We start from the raw sequence: 17,264 nt of genomic DNA, 5'->3' as shown, positions 1-17,264 counted from the left end.
ATACAGTATCTTCAGGGTTTTTATTGCACTGTTATACAATATACATTTTAAAAAGCATTAAATTTATTGACCGTTTTGATTCGTCTCACTTTGACCATTTCCAGTGCTTGGTGGATTCGAACTAACTTGGCCTTCACTGTTCCCTCCACTTGGTGGATTCGTGCCACCTTGGTTATTTCCATTTCCACTACTTGGCGGATTTGTATTACCTTGACCTTCTCCATTGCCATTACCTGAAGGATTTGTGCCACCTTGGTTATTTCCATTTCCACTATTTGGCGGGTTTGTATTACCTTGACCTTGACCATTTTCGTTGCCATTACTTGGCGGGTTTGTATTACCTTGACCTTGGCCATTTTGATCATTTTTCTTATTCTCTTCATTTTGTTTTTGCTCTTGCTCTTGTTTCTTTTTCTCCTCTTCCATTTGTTGTTTCTTCTGTTCTTCCTCTATCTGTTGTTTCTTTTTCTCTTCTTCCAGTTGTTGTTTCTGCTGTTCATCATTTTTCTTCTGTCCGCCTGAGCTTGAATTTGAGCTTGAATTTGAGCTTGACGTGCTCGGATTTGGCGAAGAATCTCGTTTTGCGCCTTTCACACGTAATTCATCGCCCTCTTGAACAACACTGCTTGGCGCTTTAAAACGTGACGTATTTGTTCCAAACTTACTCATCATCTCTTTGAAAATTTGCTGTGCGATTTTCGTATTTTTACTACTTATATAATTGTCAGGACCATTTTTCATATATCCAGTCCACACTGCCATTGTATATTGCGGTGTATAACCAGCAAACCAACTATCACGTGTGGCACTATCTGGTAAACCATATTTTGCTATATCATCTGATGAAAAGTTAGTTGTTCCTGTTTTACCTGCAACATCTAAAGAACTTACATTTGCCGCTGTACCTGTACCAGATTGAACGACAGAGCGTAGCATATCTGTAACCATATACGCTGTATAATCTTCCATCACACGTTTTGATTTTGGTACAAAACTTTTTGACTTCCCATCAGAATAAACTACTTTTTTAACAAAATGAGGTTTTATATATTTACCATCATTACCAAAAGCAGCATATGCTCCTGCAACTTCAGTTGGTGAAGCTTCGTTCGTTCCAATCGCATCCGCCTCAACAGCTGGTTCACTAAATGTAATACCTAAATTTTCCGCAAAACTTTGTGCTTTACTTAAACCTACTTCTTTTGCAGTTTTAATTGCTGGTATATTGCGTGACATTTTAAGAGCTTCACGCATTGTCATTGAGCCTTTATACGTTCTATCAGCATTGCGCACCTCTTGTCCTGTTGAATATTTATATGGTGAATCATCAAGCTGATGGTAAGTTGGCCATTTTAAATATTCAATTGCTGGACCATAATCAAAAATCGGCTTCATTGTTGAGCCTACAGAGCGATCTAATGCGATAGCCATATTATGACCTTTAAACGTTGCCTTATTTTCACCACGTCCACTTCCTATAGCACGAACTTCACCTGTTTTCGTGTCCATAAATGTAAACGCACCTTGAAATTGATCATTCGGATAACTAATAGTATTTTCATTTAAAAGCTTCTCTGCATATTTCTGTGCCTCTGGATCTAAAGTTGTGTAAATAGATAACCCATCAGATCCAACATTTGCATCTGGTAATACATTCTCGACTTCTTTCACAACAGCGTCTATAAATGCTGGATACGGCATTTCTGTAAGTTCTTTAGGAGGAAGGAGTCCTTCAGTTACAGGAACCTTTGATGCTTCTTCCATTTCCTTTTTAGAAATGTAACCGTGACGATTCATTAAATGTAATACTACATCTCTTCGTTCTGTTGCCCTTTTTACATTTTCCTGTTTAGTCGGATCATAAATACTTGGTCCCTTTGGCAGTCCCGCAAGCATTGCAACCTCTGGTAAAGTTAAATCTTTTAACTCTTTTCCATAATAGTTTTCAGCGGCAGTTGCAATACCATACGAACGATTTCCTAAGTTAATCTTATTTAGGTACATTTCTAATATTTCCTGTTTTGAATATTGTTGTTCTAACTTATGAGCTAAATAGATTTCTTGTACCTTACGCTTAGACGTTTTCTCCATAGATAAGAAATAGTTTTTCACAACCTGTTGGGTAATTGTACTACCGCCTTGCGAGCCATAGTTCCCCGTAAGACTGACTAAAATTGCACGTGAAGTCCCTTTAAAATCTACTCCATTATGTTCATAAAAACGTGCATCTTCCGTTGCTAAAAATGCACTTTCTACTAGTTTTGGTACTTGTTCATACGTAATATTTGTGCGTTTCTCTTTTCCATATTCATATATCAGATTTTTGTCTTTATCATAGATTTTTGCGGATTGTGCATTAACAAGCTTTGATTTTTCAAGTTTAGGGGCATCCTTAATCATTACAAAAAAAGTAGCTACGCCCCCTACGAGCGCTATGATTCCAAGAATTAAACAACCGATTAAAAATTTACGAAAAATCGAGCTTTTGCCTTTCATTTTTTCTTTATGAACACTTGGTTGTGTATTCCTTTTCACTTGTCTTCGCTCTTCTCGAGAACGATAATTTTCTGACATGTTGCTTTCTCCTGCCTTTCAATTCTCTTGTTGATTTACACGAAAATGAAATCAACCTATTGATTTCAACTCAACAAATAAGCCTAAAAACAGGCTTCAAAAACAATATTCTAAATCCCCTTAATTTTTCGCTATCCTCAAATGATGAGCCGAGTTAAGGTAACTAGTTTCTCTCTATCTTTCTCATGATACTCGCATGCAGCACATAGAAGAATAAGAGATTGACTTTCAAAGTTACTAATTAGCATAAGTGCATTCGTAACTCCTAAACAACAAATATAGAAAACATATGACCTCGTATAAATAATATACTTTTTTTTCATTTGGTCAAACCTTTAAAATAATTATTACTAACAAATCCAGAGTGAAATAAAAATACCACAACAATATGAATTTCATGTGAACTTAAAATAAACTAAATCATCACAAAAATAGAATTTACATACAATGATTATAATTCCATGAATTAATAGTATTTTTCTTTGTTAATATTCAAATATATTGAAGAAAGGTGATACTAACATGACTTTATATCCAGTGATTTCTAAAAACTTAGTCGCGATAGGCTATAATCCATTAGCTATGATTTTACGCATTAAATTTAAAAATGGCACGTATGATTTTTACGATGTACCAGCAAGTATATATGAAGGATTGCAAAACGCACAATCCAAGAGCTATTATCATAACACTTATATTAGAAATTTTTATCGTCATACAAGAATTTAATAATCAAAAAAGATGGTACTATGCTATCTATCAAACATAATACCATCTTTCTTTTACATTTATTCTCAATTAAAAAGAAGAGCACTCAAAAGTGCTCTTTGATAAGGAGTTTTTTATGAGTAGGAAGAAAGTGTTTGTCCCACACTTTACTATATGCTTGTCTTTCTTAAATGGTGCATCACTACCCTCTTTTCACAGCATAATCTCAGTATTTTATACCGTACTTATACCTTTGAACTCTGCTTTCATTCCTGTGAATTTATAATAATAGACATAGTCTCCTTTTTCATAAATGAGATTTTTGTATTTAATTATGATAGTTTAACAACTTTATTAAACTTCATAATTGTATCTATTTATCACTCCATTAGCCGCCTCTCTTTAAAAGTTACATAATATAATAAAATATAGGTACAAGCTTTTTAAAAATATATTCAAATATATTTTTAAGGAGGTGAAATATATGCCAATTGTTAAGCCTTTTATAGGTGGTAGAAGATTCGCCAGCACAGCAGCGACAGGGACTGTAGCGGGAGCAGATTTAACTTTTGCCAATACTGATTTTACTGATGACACAGGTGCTGTAACAACATTTCCTGCTTCATTCGCGTATTTAGACTTATATATTAACGGTGTATTACAAACAGCCGATACTGTAACAGGTGTCACCACTACTGCAATCACAATTGTAGGTGGTGCTGTCCTTGACGCTTCTACTCCACTTCTTATCCAATTTGTCGTAACGTAATTCGATTTTTTAGCAGGCTTCCTTTTTAGGAAGCCTCTCTTTTATTCTCGTTACTTAATAGTTATAAACTGAAGAATAATGGATACACCTTCTATAGGTGCTTCAGGTCCTACCAAAGTCAACTGTCCCGCTGTAACTTGATATAAAGTTTGTGGTTGCAAAATCCCATTTATAAACAAATTAATGTATGAAACATCGCTTGGGGAGAGTATTTGTGTTATTCCATATTCCGGAAAACCATCAGCGTTTGTATATATGAGTTTTTGCCCATCTGAAAAAGTAACATACATGACATTTGTTGTTTGTATTACCCCCATTGAACCCGTCGCTCCTGTTGTTCCGGTTGCTCCCGTTAAACCCGTCGCTCCGGTTGTTCCTGTTGGACCCGTTAAACCTGTTGCTCCTGTTGCTCCGGTTGCTCCGGTTGCTCCCGTTAAACCCGTCGCTCCTGTTGTTCCGGTTGCTCCCGTTAAACCCGTCGCTCCGGTTGTTCCGGTTGCTCCCGTTAAACCCGTTGCTCCGGTTAAACCCGTCGCTCCTGTTGTTCCGGTTGCTCCGGTTGCTCCGGTTGGACCCGTTGCTCCGGTTGGACCCGTTAAACCTGTTGTTCCGGTTGTTCCGGTTAAACCCGTCGCTCCTGTTGTTCCGGTTGGACCCGTTAAACCTGTTGCTCCTGTTGCTCCGGTTAAACCTGTCGCTCCGGTTGGACCCGTTGCTCCGGTTGGAAAAGTAATAAATGGAAGTGAGGAAAGAGTGGGTCCTACTGTTTTAGGATCTAGAAAACCTTTCATATTAGGAAATTTTCTAAAATGGTTCATACCAACACCTCTTTCCATTTCATATTTATTAAACATAAAACAACAGCAATGATGAAAAGTAACTTTCGCTACCAACACACTTACTACAAAAAAGCAATCGCGACTCTGGCAACTAGTTTAACTCCGGCAGTTCAAATTTTTCAACCTCATCTGTGATTTCTACATGAATACCTAATAATTTTTTATCGCTCATGCTCATTTGTTTTTCTATAAGCCATTCGGGATAAGCTAGTTGTTCTAATAACGTTCTATAATAATCTGGATTCAATCTTAGTACATCTGGATTTCTTTTTTGAAGCACTTGATATTCAACTAACCTTTTTAGCAATTCTTCACATATCATGTTCTTTATTCCCCCTTCGCTAACTTTACAACTGATATACATACTTATATAAATCTATGCTCCCAGTTACACATATGTTTATATTTTGTGCAACTCAATCAAATGCCCCCCTCGATATTCATGGTGTCCTAATCTGCTTTTAATAAGTTCAGAAACATAAAATAACCTTCACTATAGTCAGGTCAGTTGTAAAAAAAGGGCACAACCACCAACGCTGTATGAAGATTTCATTTCGCTACTATGAAATGTAGCTGGATTATTTAATTGTTACTTTTTTTGGAGCTTACTGCCTAGTTTCATAATTGGAATAACAACTTTATTCCCTTTTCAAAAATCTCGGCAATAGGCACACTGCTGTACAAAGAATGACTTGTACTATAACAGGATTAACTCAACCGCTTTGTTTAACTCTTATTTATAATGAAACATCTTTCGTAAATTTCTTCAAAGCTGGAAGTGAGTAAAATGTTAATTTAAATTAATTTCTATTTATGATAATTATCTTGAAGGTATTATTATTTTAGCAACTCTACATACTAAAAAATACACTGGGAAAGGAGTTTGCTCTGATGAATGAAAAGTTAAATTAAAAAGTAATTTAGATCATACCATTTTACCTTTAACTTCTCTTGGCAGTGGTAATAGTATCGAAGTAGCCTCTCACTTATTTTGTTTATGTATTAATATTGTAAATATATGTTTCGTAGGAAATCCTGTAAGACGAAACGAATGGGTTCTAGTTGATTCTGGTATGCCAAAATCAATGGATCTTATAATGAAATTTGAGAAGAAAAGTTTGGCCAGCATAGTAAGCCAAAAGCAATTATATTAACTCATGGTCATTTTGATCATGTTGGTTCTGTCATTGAATTAGTAAAAAAATGGGATGTTCCTGTTTATGCACATAAGTTCGAAATCCCCTATTTAAACGGTGAACAAAACTATCCAAAACCAGACGGATTTGTGGAGGGGGGATTTGTAGCAAAAATTTCTCCAAGTTTTCCAACTCAAGGAATTGATTTAGGTAAATACATACATGAATTACCCCCCGATGGTAGTGTTCCCCATATGCCAGAATAGCGTTGGGTACACACCCCTGGGCATACTCCTGGACATATATCTCTGTTTCGAAAGATAAATCATTTCTTAATCACCGGAGATGCTTTTGTTACCGTAAGACAAGATTCATTATATAAAGTATTAACCCAAGAAAAAGAATTAAACGGTCCACCACGATATCTTACTACCGATTGGAAGAATGCATGGAAATCGGTAAAAACACTTGAATCTTTAGATCCTAAATCTGTAGTAACAGGACACGGTTTACCTATGTTTGGGGAAGAACTAAAAAATGGATTGCGTCATTTGGTAAGAGATTTTGACAAATTAGCTATTCCTGATTATGGAAAATATATTTAACAATATTCATCATATAAGATGTAGAAGTTTGAAGTTAGGCAACAATATAATTATTTTGTTCATACTCATATTAAACCTTTATAAAAAGGTGAGACTTAACGTCTCACCCTTACATCCATGTACTATATAAAGTTAGCGAGTAACTCCACCGCCAAGTTGCTGTTCAGCCATTGCTACTAAACGTTTAGTGATTTCACCACCAACAGATCCATTTGAACGAGCTGTTGCGTCTGCACCAAGTTGTACACCAAACTCTTGCGCAATTTCATATTTCATTTGATCAAGAACTTGTTCAGCTCCACGTACTAATAATTGATTGCTGCTTCCACTATTATTGTTTGACATGTTATGTCACCTCCTTCACCCTTTAATATGTAAAAAAGAATCCGAAAATATATAGTCCTTTTTTTGGTATTAATTTTTATTGCTTTAAGGCATAATTCACACTTATATTCCACAAAATAATATTGTGTAGGAGAGCGAAAAACTCTTGCCATATGGGTATTATGTAATAAAAAGACCTCCAAACCACGATGAAATGGGTTGTGCTTCATGAAGGCGCAACCTGTTTTTATTGAAAAGTATTATTCCTACATAAAAGTTAAAAGATAGGAGAATCATTTATGAAGCATATTGTTGCATTATTAATTAAATATACCGCTATTAGTGCCGTATTATTGATGATATTGGGCATATTCCAGGACGTTTCGATTCCTAGAGTATTACTGATTTCATTACTGATTACAGGGACAGCCTACTTAATAGGAGATTTATTTGTTCTACCTAAGTATGGGAATATAGTTGCTACAATTGCTGATTTCGGATTAAGTTTTTTAGTAATTTGGCTATTAACATATCTTTTAACAGATATAGATTTAACTCGTAATATTGGTTTTTCTGCATTTTGGTCTGCTTTGCTTATTAGTATGGGAGAAATATTCTTTCATATCTATATGAAAAAAGTTGTTTTACATGAGGATGAAGACTCAAGAGAATCAACTAATATGCATCAGGATAGATATGCTATGGAGATCTCACATGAATATTTAAACCGTTCTGAAATAGAAAAAGTAAAATCCATTCAAAGGGAAGATGATACAAAGAATAATAGAACGAAATAAAAAAGTGGCTTTCAGCCCATAGCCATCAACTTTAAAGAAGTGTCTCCGATGCTAAAAGCATCGGAGACACTTCTTTTACAATCTTTGAGTAAAATCCTGTATTTTGGGCATACTCAAATAGAACTTCCCTTGGTACATATTTTATGAAGCCACTGGAAGCTGGTCCGTTGATATCTCTATTAAGCCTAGAATCTCAAACGGCGTTGTTTTTCGGTATCGCCGCGCTTTTTTCCATTATTACCAATACCTTGAAAGATCCTGCTAAGCACTGAAACAGGATGTTGGAAAGTACAAAAAAGTGTGGTGTATATTTTTTTAGATAGATTTGCACCATATAAGCACATGTAAACTCGCTCATTTCTTTCCTTTGTTTCTCCCATAAAAGTCTCCGCATCTGATAGATCGTGCTTGCGACTAGACATAAACGCAAGAGTTGGCCATATAAATGACATTGAAACCGTTCTAGTTTCATCCGCTTGATTACATGAATGCGAAATATAGATTTCCATGTTTTGAATAGAATTTCTACTTGCCATCGTAATGAATAAAAAGCGTACACCTCTGTGGCTGGCAGTATCTCTGAAGAAGTGTTGGTAACTAATAGGTTTACTCTGCTCGCAGCCTCTTTTTCATTTTTTTATGGTGTGCCAAACGCTTATCCCATTCATTCTGTGTTAAACGATATAAGATGAGCCGAGCTCGATGCTTGTATTTCAATCCGATATATACCTCTGGCAATTCTAGCGTCTCTCCTTCTTGTAAGTTCTTCGTTAAAGCTTCTATATGTAATAAAATCCATTTCCCATCTTCGCCTTTTTGGTACACTTGCGTGTTCCAACGAATTCTAGATATATAGTAAGCTTCGCACAGTGAGATGCGCTCTAAATCACCAATATCATGATATCCAAGATCGCGAAGTACGAGATCTCCAGCTTGCAAAGTCTTGGTGCGTTCTTGCCCATATTTTGCATCGTTGCTAGTAGCTTGGTCAGCCGTCATTCCTAGAAGCTCTCCCGAAAGTAGCTCGTATTCCAATTGAATCTTCACACCGGCTTCAGAACCTCCACCACCAAAGCCTTTATAAACTTCGATATAGGAAGAAGGTAGTTGAAAGGATGTCGAATCCGAAATACGAATCCATGTAAAACGACTGGATAGTGATGTGGAGGAACAAATTTTTTGCCGGAAGGCATACAGAAATAACTCTTTGAGGAAGGCTACAATTCGCTCGTTCCAACGCTTATTGAGAGCCTCGGCTGAGATGCAAGTTCCTGTGGCTTCATTTAATTTTGTGCAGAGACTAACTAAGGACTCAGAACTGATTGTTTGTCCCAAAAACACACAGAGTGATACAAGGTCTTGTGCCTGAAACTTTCGTTTTCGTTGAATCATACCTGTTTGATATGCAAGTTCCTGTAGGTGACGAATAGAAAATTTACTTTGGAATTCTTCACCAAGTATACGTAACTCCTCAACCGGCATATGGTTGTTTATAGACATAAATTAAAACACCCTTTCATGCAGTACTGCATGAAAGGGTGTTTTAATTTCGTTATTTTATACATTTTCTTAAGTTGATGGCTATGGGCTTTCAGCCACTTTTTTATTAAGCTTGTTCAGTATTTTTAACATGTAATGGCGGAGGAACTACCCAGCCTTTTTTCTTACTTAGACGTAGTAAAGTTGCCCCAGCTTGTGCTTTTTTCATATGGAATTGTCCAAAAAGCATTCCTACATCTTCTCGAAGACATTTTCCCATTACTTGACTACAAGTTACTAATCCTGCCGCTAGACCTCCAGAAACAACTGCTGCAATTTCAGCATCATTGATGCGTGCCCCAGGAGGAATATCTTCAATAGATGCAACCGGTCTTTCTGGAGGTGCGGGTGGTAAAGCCACTCCATTTACTTTTAAAAGAGCTTTTAGTTCTTCTATTTCAGAAGTCATATCATTCTCAATTAGATTCTCTAAGAACTTCTTTAAATCTTCATCACCTGTGTGGTTAATATATACTTGATGACCTGCAACTGCTCCCTGTGCCGCAAGCAGATAACTCCAAATATCAAATACTTCTCCATAATGTAAAGGTTCATTTTGAGGATTTCCACTTAATACACCCATTTTAAGATGCCTCCCTTTTGTAAATATCATAGTTAGTATGCTTTTCAATATTGAAAATAAATTTTTAAGTATATTTATTCCTAAAAAGGATCTTTTATAATTCATGGGAAACACCTTCCCCACAAGATATGTGTTTGTAATCTAGAAAATAATTTTTCAAATGAAATACTCAAAAATTATTATTTAAAATTATCAACAATCTTTGAGTACAAATGCATTCAGTATGAGGATTTATTTGATAAATTAAATACAGACAACAAACATAGAAAAGAGTTATATGCTAACTACTGTAATCTGCTATATTTCCAATAATCAACAATATTGCTTGTCCTAATCATTTCTAGTTTTGAATGAAGTTAACGAGTGAATCCACCACCAAGTTTTTGTTCAGCCAGCGCTACTAATCGTTTAGTGATTTCACCACCAACAGAACCGTTTGCACGAGATGTTGTATCAGCACCAAGTTGTACACCAAACTCTTGTGCAATTTCATATTTCATTTGATTAAGTGCACTTTCAGCACCTTGAACCAATAATTCATTACGACTTCCGCTCTTATTGTTTGCCATATTGTATCACCTCCTATGTTTTTAATATGCTACGAAACATAGAGAAATATAAATCCCTTTTTATGGTATCACTTTGGAATTTGAGTATAAATTTTCCCTTTCTTCTTGAAATACGATTGGGAGAGACAAGAAGAGAAACAGTTTTAATAACACTCTTTTCATAACAAGGTTTGTTTGAAATGATTATTTTATCCTTCTCCCCCTCTTCTATTCCCTATAGGCATGTACAGCAGAGTTTTTGTTCATTCTCTTTTCATTTTGATTCAAATTATTTCTTAGAAGGGCGCTATTTCCTTGCGCCCTTATTTGATCTCGACATATTTTTTTATAAATTGTATACAGTTCCATATGGAATCGTTGAAAAAGACATTCCATATGGTGTAATATGATGCATCGGGTAATCATACTCCGTAGATGAATAGTACGGTTGCATACCTTGTTGCATTTGTTGTTGCATTTGCAATGCTTGGTGAACAGCATGAATTGTACTTTGTGCCGCACTATACGTAATACCTGCCGTTCCATATGCTGGCCGTATTCCAACTTGGGTATTAAAATGTGAATAAAACATTATGATTCAGCTCACTTCCATATAAGTTGTTACAGAGTATATTATGAGCGTTCATTTCAGTGAGTGTTACAACCTAATCCACTAACTTTTATTCAAACAGTGTTTTTATATAAATCCAAATAAAAAACTAACATCAAACCATTCTTTTCAGATGGATGAGAGCATCCGGCCACGGGTAGAAACGGTCAGTGCTTTTTTAGCCCCATTCCATGTGAAAACAGAAGGAGCAAATGAGTGAAGGTCTCTGTCTGTTCTTCATAACCATAATGTATCTGTTAGCAAATCAAATTGGATTTATATATAAAAACTTTTCACATTTAAACTGGACAAGTCTTTCTCATATCCAAACAAAATTCCTTGAATCTAAAACTTCTTCTGGAAAGAGATTGATTGTTCTACCAGACATCACTTTCCAAGCTCCTAAAGAACAGGTGAAACAAACCATAGAAGAAAAACGTTACGGAACTGACTATAATCCATTTGATGTAGTCTGCCCTACTTTTAACGGTAACCCTTACAATCTCACAATTGACGGACGACAAAATTTTTCAATATATCGTATAGGTCGATGGGCTTTTTCTTCATCAAATATCCAAGGAAACTCTTCAGTACCCTGTCTCTTCAAGTCATTTAAATGCCGTTGACAGGACAAAATATTTTTCTTACTAGCTTTGATGTTTCCTTGAACAACTTGCTCTGCTATCGTAGAATTTCTTCGCTTCCTTGTCTCACTTGTGTTTGTCATAGAACTTACGATTCTGTTGTTTGGTATTGTATTCGTTCATCAATCATTACAACCACCAGAAAACCGAATCATTTCAGCTTCCATGATTCCCCTTCGATGTTCGACTAAATGAGGCTTACAATTATTCATTACTAATACATGCTTCTTTACTTTGAGTAAGTCCATACTTAATCCATGATCATCATCACTTGTAGTAACAAATTGTACATCTTCCTTTAACTTCAATGCTTCAATTAGTTCCTTTGTTGAGAACTTAGATAATACTTCTAACACATCTTTATGTTCTACCTTTTCTATGTAAACTCCATTTGATTGAGGTTTCATGCACAGACCACTATGTTTACATTTAAGACATGGCACTATAACATCCACACACACTTGAACTAAATGCATACTTACAGTTGCGGCATTCGTAATTGTGTAACCCCTTACTTATTTATCCTCACTCCTTATTTATATCTTCAGGAATATCACTGTCCGCATACAAACCTTCTTCTTTCATAGGTTTTACTAATATTGGTACACCGAATGTTCCATCCTCATTCCGTACACTCGCCTCTTTTATACCAAGATCTAAACAAATTGCTTCTATTGATGCTATTGCAGGTACAAATGTTAATTTTATATCTGCCGGGCTATCTAGTAGAGTTACACCAGATATCACAGATGACTCTATTACTATTAGTAGCTCAGGTGTATATAATGTAACTTTTTCTATACGACTACAGTCGTTGGTTAACCCACCAGGGATGGCAATAGGAACTGACATTTTCCTCACTATAAATGGAATTTCAACAGGAATAGGTGTCAATTTTCTAACCACATCAGGTTCTGGCTCTGAAGTAATTACACTGTCGAGAACAAATCAACTTTCTTTAAATTCAGGGGATGTCATTCGATATTTCTTTAGTGTTGTAGCTGGAGACTTTGTTTATAGTGATGCAATATTAGTGGTTACAAAGGCCGGATAGGCTCTTCTAATAATATGAACTATATCAGCAAAGGCTCTAATCAATCTTCCCACCGAAGTCTAATAAAATTCTAGGCACATTTAAACGAGACAAGCATATGTTATTGTATGGGATTCCGACCATTCCTTAAAATCTACTTTTCTAAGAGAGCGCTTATATCGGCGCTCTTTTTTATTTGATATTAAATAAGGATTTTGTTTCATTATTCCGTTGCTGCAATAAAACAAGGTTCCGTTATTTCCTCATGCTTAATTACCCATTCAAAGGACTTTAGAACAAAAATCGTATTTCCATATGGTATTCCGCATTGGAGATTATTCTTTTCTTCTTCTGGTAAGTCATCAATATCTACGTGCATCTTTTCTTGTAAATTAACTTCTCCCTCATAATATTCGTTAATCTCTTCAACACTGAATCCTGTTTGTTCCTTGTAGTATGCTTTTGCCTGTTCTTCTGTTTCAGCGCAAACCCATTCTCCTTCACTTACCTTGAACACTTTCATCACTTCTTATCCCTCTCTTTCACTTCAATTTCCCATCCGCATTCACACGTTCGCTTAAATGTATCGTCATTTATTTCTAAAGTACCTTCACCGTTTCCAAGCTTGTCATTACCACAATCAGGACATTCTGCATACTTTCTAGTTAATTTAAGTGTGCTTACAATGTTCACTCTTATTCTCCTTTTCTACTCAAATAACTATCTTATTCAAAATTTTTATCTTTGCACCACAATCTATCCGCTTCTACCGTGCCAAAGGTTGTCCCATTTGCATTTCCTATTAATAGTAAGAAGGATAGGAGGTGTAAATATAATGACTTGTACTATAACAGGATTAACTCAGCCACTTTGTTTAACTCTTATTTATAATATTTCCACTGGTACACTTATATCTTCTTCCGTTACTTGCGGAGAATGTACTCTAGAAACGGAATTCGATTTTAATAGTCATAATCTAATTATTAGAGTACCATTTACTGGTCATGGTACTCTTGTATTCAATGACAGATTCCAGGCAAGTTGCGTTACAACGAATATAACTCAACCTTAATCAAAGCTATTTATTTTTAGGGAAAAGTAGAATTGTAACTTCTATTTTCCCCTGTTTTTTCTTTAATGAGGTAGCAGTAAAGGTTTATAAATTTTTCATGTTGTTGTGTAACAATTGATTCAAAAGCTATTTTTTCTGAAGGTGTTTCTTTTGTCGTAAGTTGTAATATTTCAAATCCTGAATTGAGATGCTTTTGAATCGCCTTTTGCAAAACTTCCGGCACATCGTCCAATTGAATTGATTTCATATCACTTTCCCCTTTCGTAATTTCTCATTTTCTACTTCAAGCCGTTCATTCTCGTTGATAAGTCGTTCGATGATATGCCCTGTGACTGCCGTTCCTCCGAAAACAACTATAATGACTAATCCGATGTAATTAGTTCACCCACAGCTTATGCTGACGCTAAAACAGTAAATACATGGACTGAGGAAGAAGTTCTTCGCTTTTTGGATCATACAAAAGAAAGTAGATATTACATTGCATATCTACTTGCAATCACTTGTGGTATGCATAAGGGAGAAATATTGGGTCTTCAATGGAAAGACATCGATTTTGAAAGAAGAACGTTATCTATCAACCGTTCTCTTTCTCATATCACAAAAGAATTTCACGAGCCCAAGACAGCGACAGGAAAACGTTTAATTGTACTTCCTGAAGTTACACTTCAGGCATTGGGAGAACAACATGAGCGAATACACGTAGAAAAGGAACGATACAGTAGCGCATATAACGAATATGATTTGGTCTGCCCTACCTTTAACGGTAACCCTTACAATCTCACAAGTTTGACACATCTCTAAAAAAAGCTTATAAAGAAAAGTGGAGTTCCTGCTATTCGCTTCCATAATCTAAGACATACTCACGCAACATTGATGCTGGAACAAGGTATTCATCCTAAAATTGTGAGTGAGCGATTAGGATATAAAAGAGTAGGCATCACATTGGACACCTACTCGCATGTTGTACCAGGACTTCAAGAAACTGCGGTGGATCAATTTGCAAACGAATTATTCGGAAAGAAAAACGTTCATTAGAAGTTTTCATTTCTAAGCAAAAAATCCATTCAAATTACCCTAAATAAAACAACTGTAAAAGGAGCAAAAAACATGAAAGAAATCAAGTCTGGCAAGGAATTTAAAGACATTATCGCAAGCGAGGAACCAGTAGTAGTAAAATTCTTCACAACATGGTGCCCAGATTGCGTACGGGTGAAGTAGTAAGTTTTATGCATGAGTATACATCGTTAATAAACGTTGTAATATAAAGGTTTAGAGGACATATCAGCGACCATTTACCTCTTACCGTTATTAAGAAGTATTCGTTTAGTTTGCGTTTTCGTTTGCAATCCTGTTTGCAAACTTGTTAGCACCTTTTGTTTATCAAATACCTGCATCAGCTAGAGTAGTAAGCACATTCCATATATAATTATCTACATCTGTTTGTAGCCTAGTGTATTTCTCAAATGTTTCGGGTTCGACATCTGTTTCCTCATTTGTAAACTCCTCACAAAAAGAACTCACCATGAATGCTAAATCCAAATGTGTAATTTCATGCTTCTCTAATATTTTTTGTAAACTGAAAATCAGTTCCATTACTTTCCCTTCATTTGTCATTGTACAACGCCTCCCCTAAAATTCTTGAAAAAGATACACTTTCATAAATACATCATACTTAGCTGCTAACTGCTCCAATCTCTTCTCTCTGTATTTTGTGATCGTGAAGAAATGGATCACTGGTACTTTTCCGTTATATTTTTGTTTATAAATTTTCGTAAACTCTTCATAACATTTTAATTTTTCATCATTTACTATCATCTTTTGAGTACGATCTATTTCTACAGCATGGAGTATTCTATCATCATCACGAAACTTCACATCTGGAATAATTTTCTTCTTTTTATTATCTTTTATATATCTAATTTCTGTTTCTACTTGCCACTCTTCCGGACAATACAAATGTAACCAAGCTTCATTTCGCAAAATCGCATGCGCTACCTTACCATGATGAACCACTTTCCCTTCCCCAAATAACTTATGTCCTAATTGATTTAAATAGTAAACATACTCTTTATTATGAATCACCTTACTTGTATAAGGGGATAAATCTTTCATGATGCGATTTGCATTCCGTATACCGCCCATATCATGTACACACATTAAATGACGACGTGTTGCAAACTGCAATTTTCTAATCGTCGCAAGTATCGCCATATGACGGTTGATCTGTATATGAGTTTGCATCCTCATTTTTCTCCACCTCATATTGTTTTAAATGGTCCCACATCATTTCGTTACTAATGTAAGGTACTTGAATTTCAGTAAGCCTATCTGTTTTAAAAATCGCACGTCCCGGAATACTTTGTATAGATTCTAGCCCTGGTTCATCGATAACGACTTGTGAAGCAACTGCAGTTGGTAACCTAAATCCTAATTTCGCATCACTATTTTGTTTCACTTGTCGCGGTAGTGTATCCCCAGTAGGATACTGCGTACAAAATATGAGCCTAAATCCTAAGGCACCTCCTATACGTGCAATATGAGAAAGCATTTGCTGACAAGAGCTTAGTAATTTTTGCTCTCCTTTACTCATACTCTTATCCGGACATAGTTCTGCACCTTCATCTACAATGATAAAGCACCGATCTTTTATGTTAGTTTCCACGACATTTGTGTAATGTTTTTCTTTCATGTATCTCATTTTTTCTTCCATCTTTTCCAAAATACTGTTTAGTACGTCAAATGCATCAAATGGAGTTTCTGCCACTTTATTAATCTGCTTTAAATTATTGTAAGGTCCAAATTCTAATCCACCTTTTAAATCGATAATATAAAAGCTTACGTGATCAGGTTTTGCCAACGTAAGAGATGTAAACACGTTTTTTAAAAAAACTGTTTTCCCCATTCTTGTAAGGCCTCCAAGCGTCATATGAGGTGTCTTGTCAAAATCATGATAAATCAATTCCTCTTGACTCTGCCCCATAGGAACTCTCCACTTTTCAGGTACAATTAAATCAGCAGACCAATGCCATTTCTTCGGTATTTCCTTACGAAAAACACGAATTTTCAATTTGTAATTATCGTATTGAATCCGTACCGGCTTTCCTAATCCTTCACTTACGACATCCTCCACTTTTTGAATTATTTTTGACGGCATCCCTACAGGTAACCGGTACACATAAGTCGTACTACGATCATCTTCTTGTCGTTCAATAAAGATTGGATAATGTAATTTTTCATCTCTCCTAATAGCAATTCCACTTACTTCAAAAAATACTTGTATCTTCTTTCGGTCATCTTCTTTACTCTTGAACTTATCACCGAACACGGCAAAAATTAATGCCGCCGCTGGGACAAATAACAGCTCTAACATAAAATCACTCCCTATATCCCTCTTATAGAGGGTATATATCCCTGTTTCAAAGAATACGTGCATACGAGCCAAAAACCTTCTGTCATGCAGAATGATGAATTTCCACATCATAT

At 35.6% G+C, this 17,264-nt stretch carries 20 protein-coding genes and 5 pseudogenes; 6 read left to right on the top strand and 19 right to left on the bottom strand.

Annotated features, from left to right (window positions below):
* Nucleotides 1-63 precede the first annotated feature (63 nt).
* The gene (locus ACX5JI_RS21830) at nucleotides 64-2,574 is read right to left on the bottom strand and encodes a transglycosylase domain-containing protein (RefSeq protein ID WP_459503116.1); all 2,511 of its coding nucleotides are present in this window, start codon (nucleotides 2,572-2,574) and stop codon (nucleotides 64-66) included.
* Nucleotides 2,575-3,096: 522 nt separating this feature from the next.
* Here ACX5JI_RS21830 and ACX5JI_RS21825 point away from each other — a divergent pair.
* Complete coding sequence (locus tag ACX5JI_RS21825) at nucleotides 3,097-3,303, top strand: KTSC domain-containing protein (RefSeq protein ID WP_459503115.1); 207 nt, start codon at nucleotides 3,097-3,099, stop codon at nucleotides 3,301-3,303.
* A gap of 463 nt (nucleotides 3,304-3,766) precedes the next feature.
* Nucleotides 3,767-4,051 (top strand): DUF4183 domain-containing protein, encoded by a 285-nt coding sequence (locus tag ACX5JI_RS21820; RefSeq protein ID WP_459503114.1) that lies wholly within the window; start codon nucleotides 3,767-3,769, stop codon nucleotides 4,049-4,051.
* A gap of 50 nt (nucleotides 4,052-4,101) precedes the next feature.
* Here the strand turns inward: ACX5JI_RS21820 and ACX5JI_RS21815 are convergent, their stop codons facing one another.
* Complete coding sequence (locus tag ACX5JI_RS21815; RefSeq protein ID WP_459503113.1) at nucleotides 4,102-4,869, bottom strand: DUF4183 domain-containing protein; 768 nt, start codon at nucleotides 4,867-4,869, stop codon at nucleotides 4,102-4,104.
* Between the two features lie 112 nt (nucleotides 4,870-4,981).
* Nucleotides 4,982-5,212 carry a hypothetical protein gene (locus ACX5JI_RS21810; RefSeq protein WP_459503112.1) on the bottom strand — a complete coding sequence of 77 codons (231 nt, stop codon included), beginning with the start codon at nucleotides 5,210-5,212 and terminating at the stop codon, nucleotides 4,982-4,984.
* 610 nt (nucleotides 5,213-5,822) lie between these two features.
* On the opposite strand from ACX5JI_RS21810, the pseudogene ACX5JI_RS21805 reads away from it, so the two are divergent.
* Nucleotides 5,823-6,631 (top strand): annotated as a pseudogene (locus ACX5JI_RS21805) (MBL fold metallo-hydrolase).
* A gap of 132 nt (nucleotides 6,632-6,763) precedes the next feature.
* Here the strand turns inward: ACX5JI_RS21805 and ACX5JI_RS21800 are convergent.
* Entirely contained in the window at nucleotides 6,764-6,976 is a 213-nt protein-coding gene (locus ACX5JI_RS21800; RefSeq protein WP_459503111.1) for an alpha/beta-type small acid-soluble spore protein, read from the bottom strand.
* A 278-nt stretch (nucleotides 6,977-7,254) separates the two neighbouring features.
* On the opposite strand from ACX5JI_RS21800, the gene ACX5JI_RS21795 reads away from it, so the two are divergent.
* Nucleotides 7,255-7,752: a YndM family protein gene (locus ACX5JI_RS21795; protein ID WP_459503110.1), complete on the top strand. Its 498-nt coding sequence runs from the start codon at nucleotides 7,255-7,257 to the stop codon at nucleotides 7,750-7,752.
* 185 nt (nucleotides 7,753-7,937) lie between these two features.
* On the opposite strand, the gene ACX5JI_RS21790 is transcribed toward ACX5JI_RS21795, so the two are convergent.
* The 12 genes and pseudogenes from ACX5JI_RS21790 to ACX5JI_RS21735 all read right to left on the bottom strand — a co-directional run bounded on the left by ACX5JI_RS21790 (nucleotide 7,938) and on the right by ACX5JI_RS21735 (nucleotide 14,028).
* Nucleotides 7,938-8,132 (bottom strand): hypothetical protein, encoded by a 195-nt coding sequence (locus ACX5JI_RS21790; RefSeq protein WP_459503140.1) that lies wholly within the window; start codon nucleotides 8,130-8,132, stop codon nucleotides 7,938-7,940.
* A 104-nt stretch (nucleotides 8,133-8,236) separates the two neighbouring features.
* Nucleotides 8,237-8,311 (bottom strand): annotated as a pseudogene (locus ACX5JI_RS21785) (transposase); the annotation flags it as partial.
* Between the two features lie 47 nt (nucleotides 8,312-8,358).
* Complete coding sequence (locus tag ACX5JI_RS21780) at nucleotides 8,359-9,252, bottom strand: IS4 family transposase (protein ID WP_459503109.1); 894 nt, start codon at nucleotides 9,250-9,252, stop codon at nucleotides 8,359-8,361.
* A 106-nt stretch (nucleotides 9,253-9,358) separates the two neighbouring features.
* Nucleotides 9,359-9,874: a DUF3231 family protein gene (locus tag ACX5JI_RS21775; RefSeq protein WP_459503108.1), complete on the bottom strand. Its 516-nt coding sequence runs from the start codon at nucleotides 9,872-9,874 to the stop codon at nucleotides 9,359-9,361.
* A gap of 356 nt (nucleotides 9,875-10,230) precedes the next feature.
* Nucleotides 10,231-10,443 carry an alpha/beta-type small acid-soluble spore protein gene (locus ACX5JI_RS21770; RefSeq protein WP_459503107.1) on the bottom strand — a complete coding sequence of 71 codons (213 nt, stop codon included), beginning with the start codon at nucleotides 10,441-10,443 and terminating at the stop codon, nucleotides 10,231-10,233.
* Between the two features lie 325 nt (nucleotides 10,444-10,768).
* Nucleotides 10,769-11,014 carry a DUF3947 family protein gene (locus ACX5JI_RS21765; protein ID WP_459503106.1) on the bottom strand — a complete coding sequence of 82 codons (246 nt, stop codon included), beginning with the start codon at nucleotides 11,012-11,014 and terminating at the stop codon, nucleotides 10,769-10,771.
* Nucleotides 11,015-11,543: 529 nt separating this feature from the next.
* Nucleotides 11,544-11,759 (bottom strand): annotated as a pseudogene (locus ACX5JI_RS21760) (terminase large subunit); the annotation flags it as partial.
* Between the two features lie 39 nt (nucleotides 11,760-11,798).
* A complete protein-coding gene (locus ACX5JI_RS21755; protein WP_459503105.1) occupies nucleotides 11,799-12,083 on the bottom strand; it encodes a hypothetical protein in 285 nt (94 codons plus the stop codon).
* Between the two features lie 118 nt (nucleotides 12,084-12,201).
* A complete protein-coding gene (locus tag ACX5JI_RS21750) occupies nucleotides 12,202-12,570 on the bottom strand; it encodes a hypothetical protein (protein ID WP_459503103.1) in 369 nt (122 codons plus the stop codon).
* A gap of 362 nt (nucleotides 12,571-12,932) precedes the next feature.
* Entirely contained in the window at nucleotides 12,933-13,235 is a 303-nt protein-coding gene (locus ACX5JI_RS21745) for a hypothetical protein (protein WP_459503102.1), read from the bottom strand.
* A complete protein-coding gene (locus tag ACX5JI_RS21740; protein ID WP_459503101.1) occupies nucleotides 13,232-13,402 on the bottom strand; it encodes a DUF3797 domain-containing protein in 171 nt (56 codons plus the stop codon). The genes ACX5JI_RS21745 and ACX5JI_RS21740 overlap by 4 nt, the downstream gene beginning before the upstream one ends.
* A gap of 395 nt (nucleotides 13,403-13,797) precedes the next feature.
* A complete protein-coding gene (locus ACX5JI_RS21735; protein WP_459503100.1) occupies nucleotides 13,798-14,028 on the bottom strand; it encodes a hypothetical protein in 231 nt (76 codons plus the stop codon).
* A gap of 128 nt (nucleotides 14,029-14,156) precedes the next feature.
* Here ACX5JI_RS21735 and ACX5JI_RS21730 point away from each other — a divergent pair.
* Both ACX5JI_RS21730 and ACX5JI_RS21725 read left to right on the top strand, forming a co-directional pair.
* A pseudogene (locus ACX5JI_RS21730) lies at nucleotides 14,157-14,816 on the top strand (site-specific integrase).
* Between the two features lie 33 nt (nucleotides 14,817-14,849).
* Nucleotides 14,850-14,993: pseudogene (locus ACX5JI_RS21725) on the top strand (thioredoxin family protein); the annotation flags it as partial.
* Nucleotides 14,994-15,161: 168 nt separating this feature from the next.
* Here ACX5JI_RS21725 and ACX5JI_RS21720 read toward each other — a convergent pair.
* Genes ACX5JI_RS21720 through ACX5JI_RS21710 form a run of 3 tightly spaced genes read right to left on the bottom strand, consistent with a single transcriptional unit; the run spans nucleotide 15,162 to nucleotide 17,151 of the window.
* The gene (locus tag ACX5JI_RS21720) at nucleotides 15,162-15,395 is read right to left on the bottom strand and encodes a hypothetical protein (protein ID WP_459503099.1); all 234 of its coding nucleotides are present in this window, start codon (nucleotides 15,393-15,395) and stop codon (nucleotides 15,162-15,164) included.
* A 15-nt stretch (nucleotides 15,396-15,410) separates the two neighbouring features.
* The gene (locus ACX5JI_RS21715; protein ID WP_459503098.1) at nucleotides 15,411-16,028 is read right to left on the bottom strand and encodes a replication-relaxation family protein; all 618 of its coding nucleotides are present in this window, start codon (nucleotides 16,026-16,028) and stop codon (nucleotides 15,411-15,413) included.
* On the bottom strand, nucleotides 15,970-17,151 hold the full coding sequence (locus ACX5JI_RS21710) for an FtsK/SpoIIIE domain-containing protein (RefSeq protein ID WP_459503097.1): 1,182 nt from the start codon (nucleotides 17,149-17,151) through the stop codon (nucleotides 15,970-15,972). The genes ACX5JI_RS21715 and ACX5JI_RS21710 overlap by 59 nt, the downstream gene beginning before the upstream one ends.
* Nucleotides 17,152-17,264 lie beyond the last annotated feature (113 nt).

Source organism: Bacillus sp. C1 (assembly GCF_054570475.1).
The sequence above is the reverse complement of the archived record's forward strand: the minus strand, read 5'-3'. Positions and strand labels throughout refer to the sequence as shown.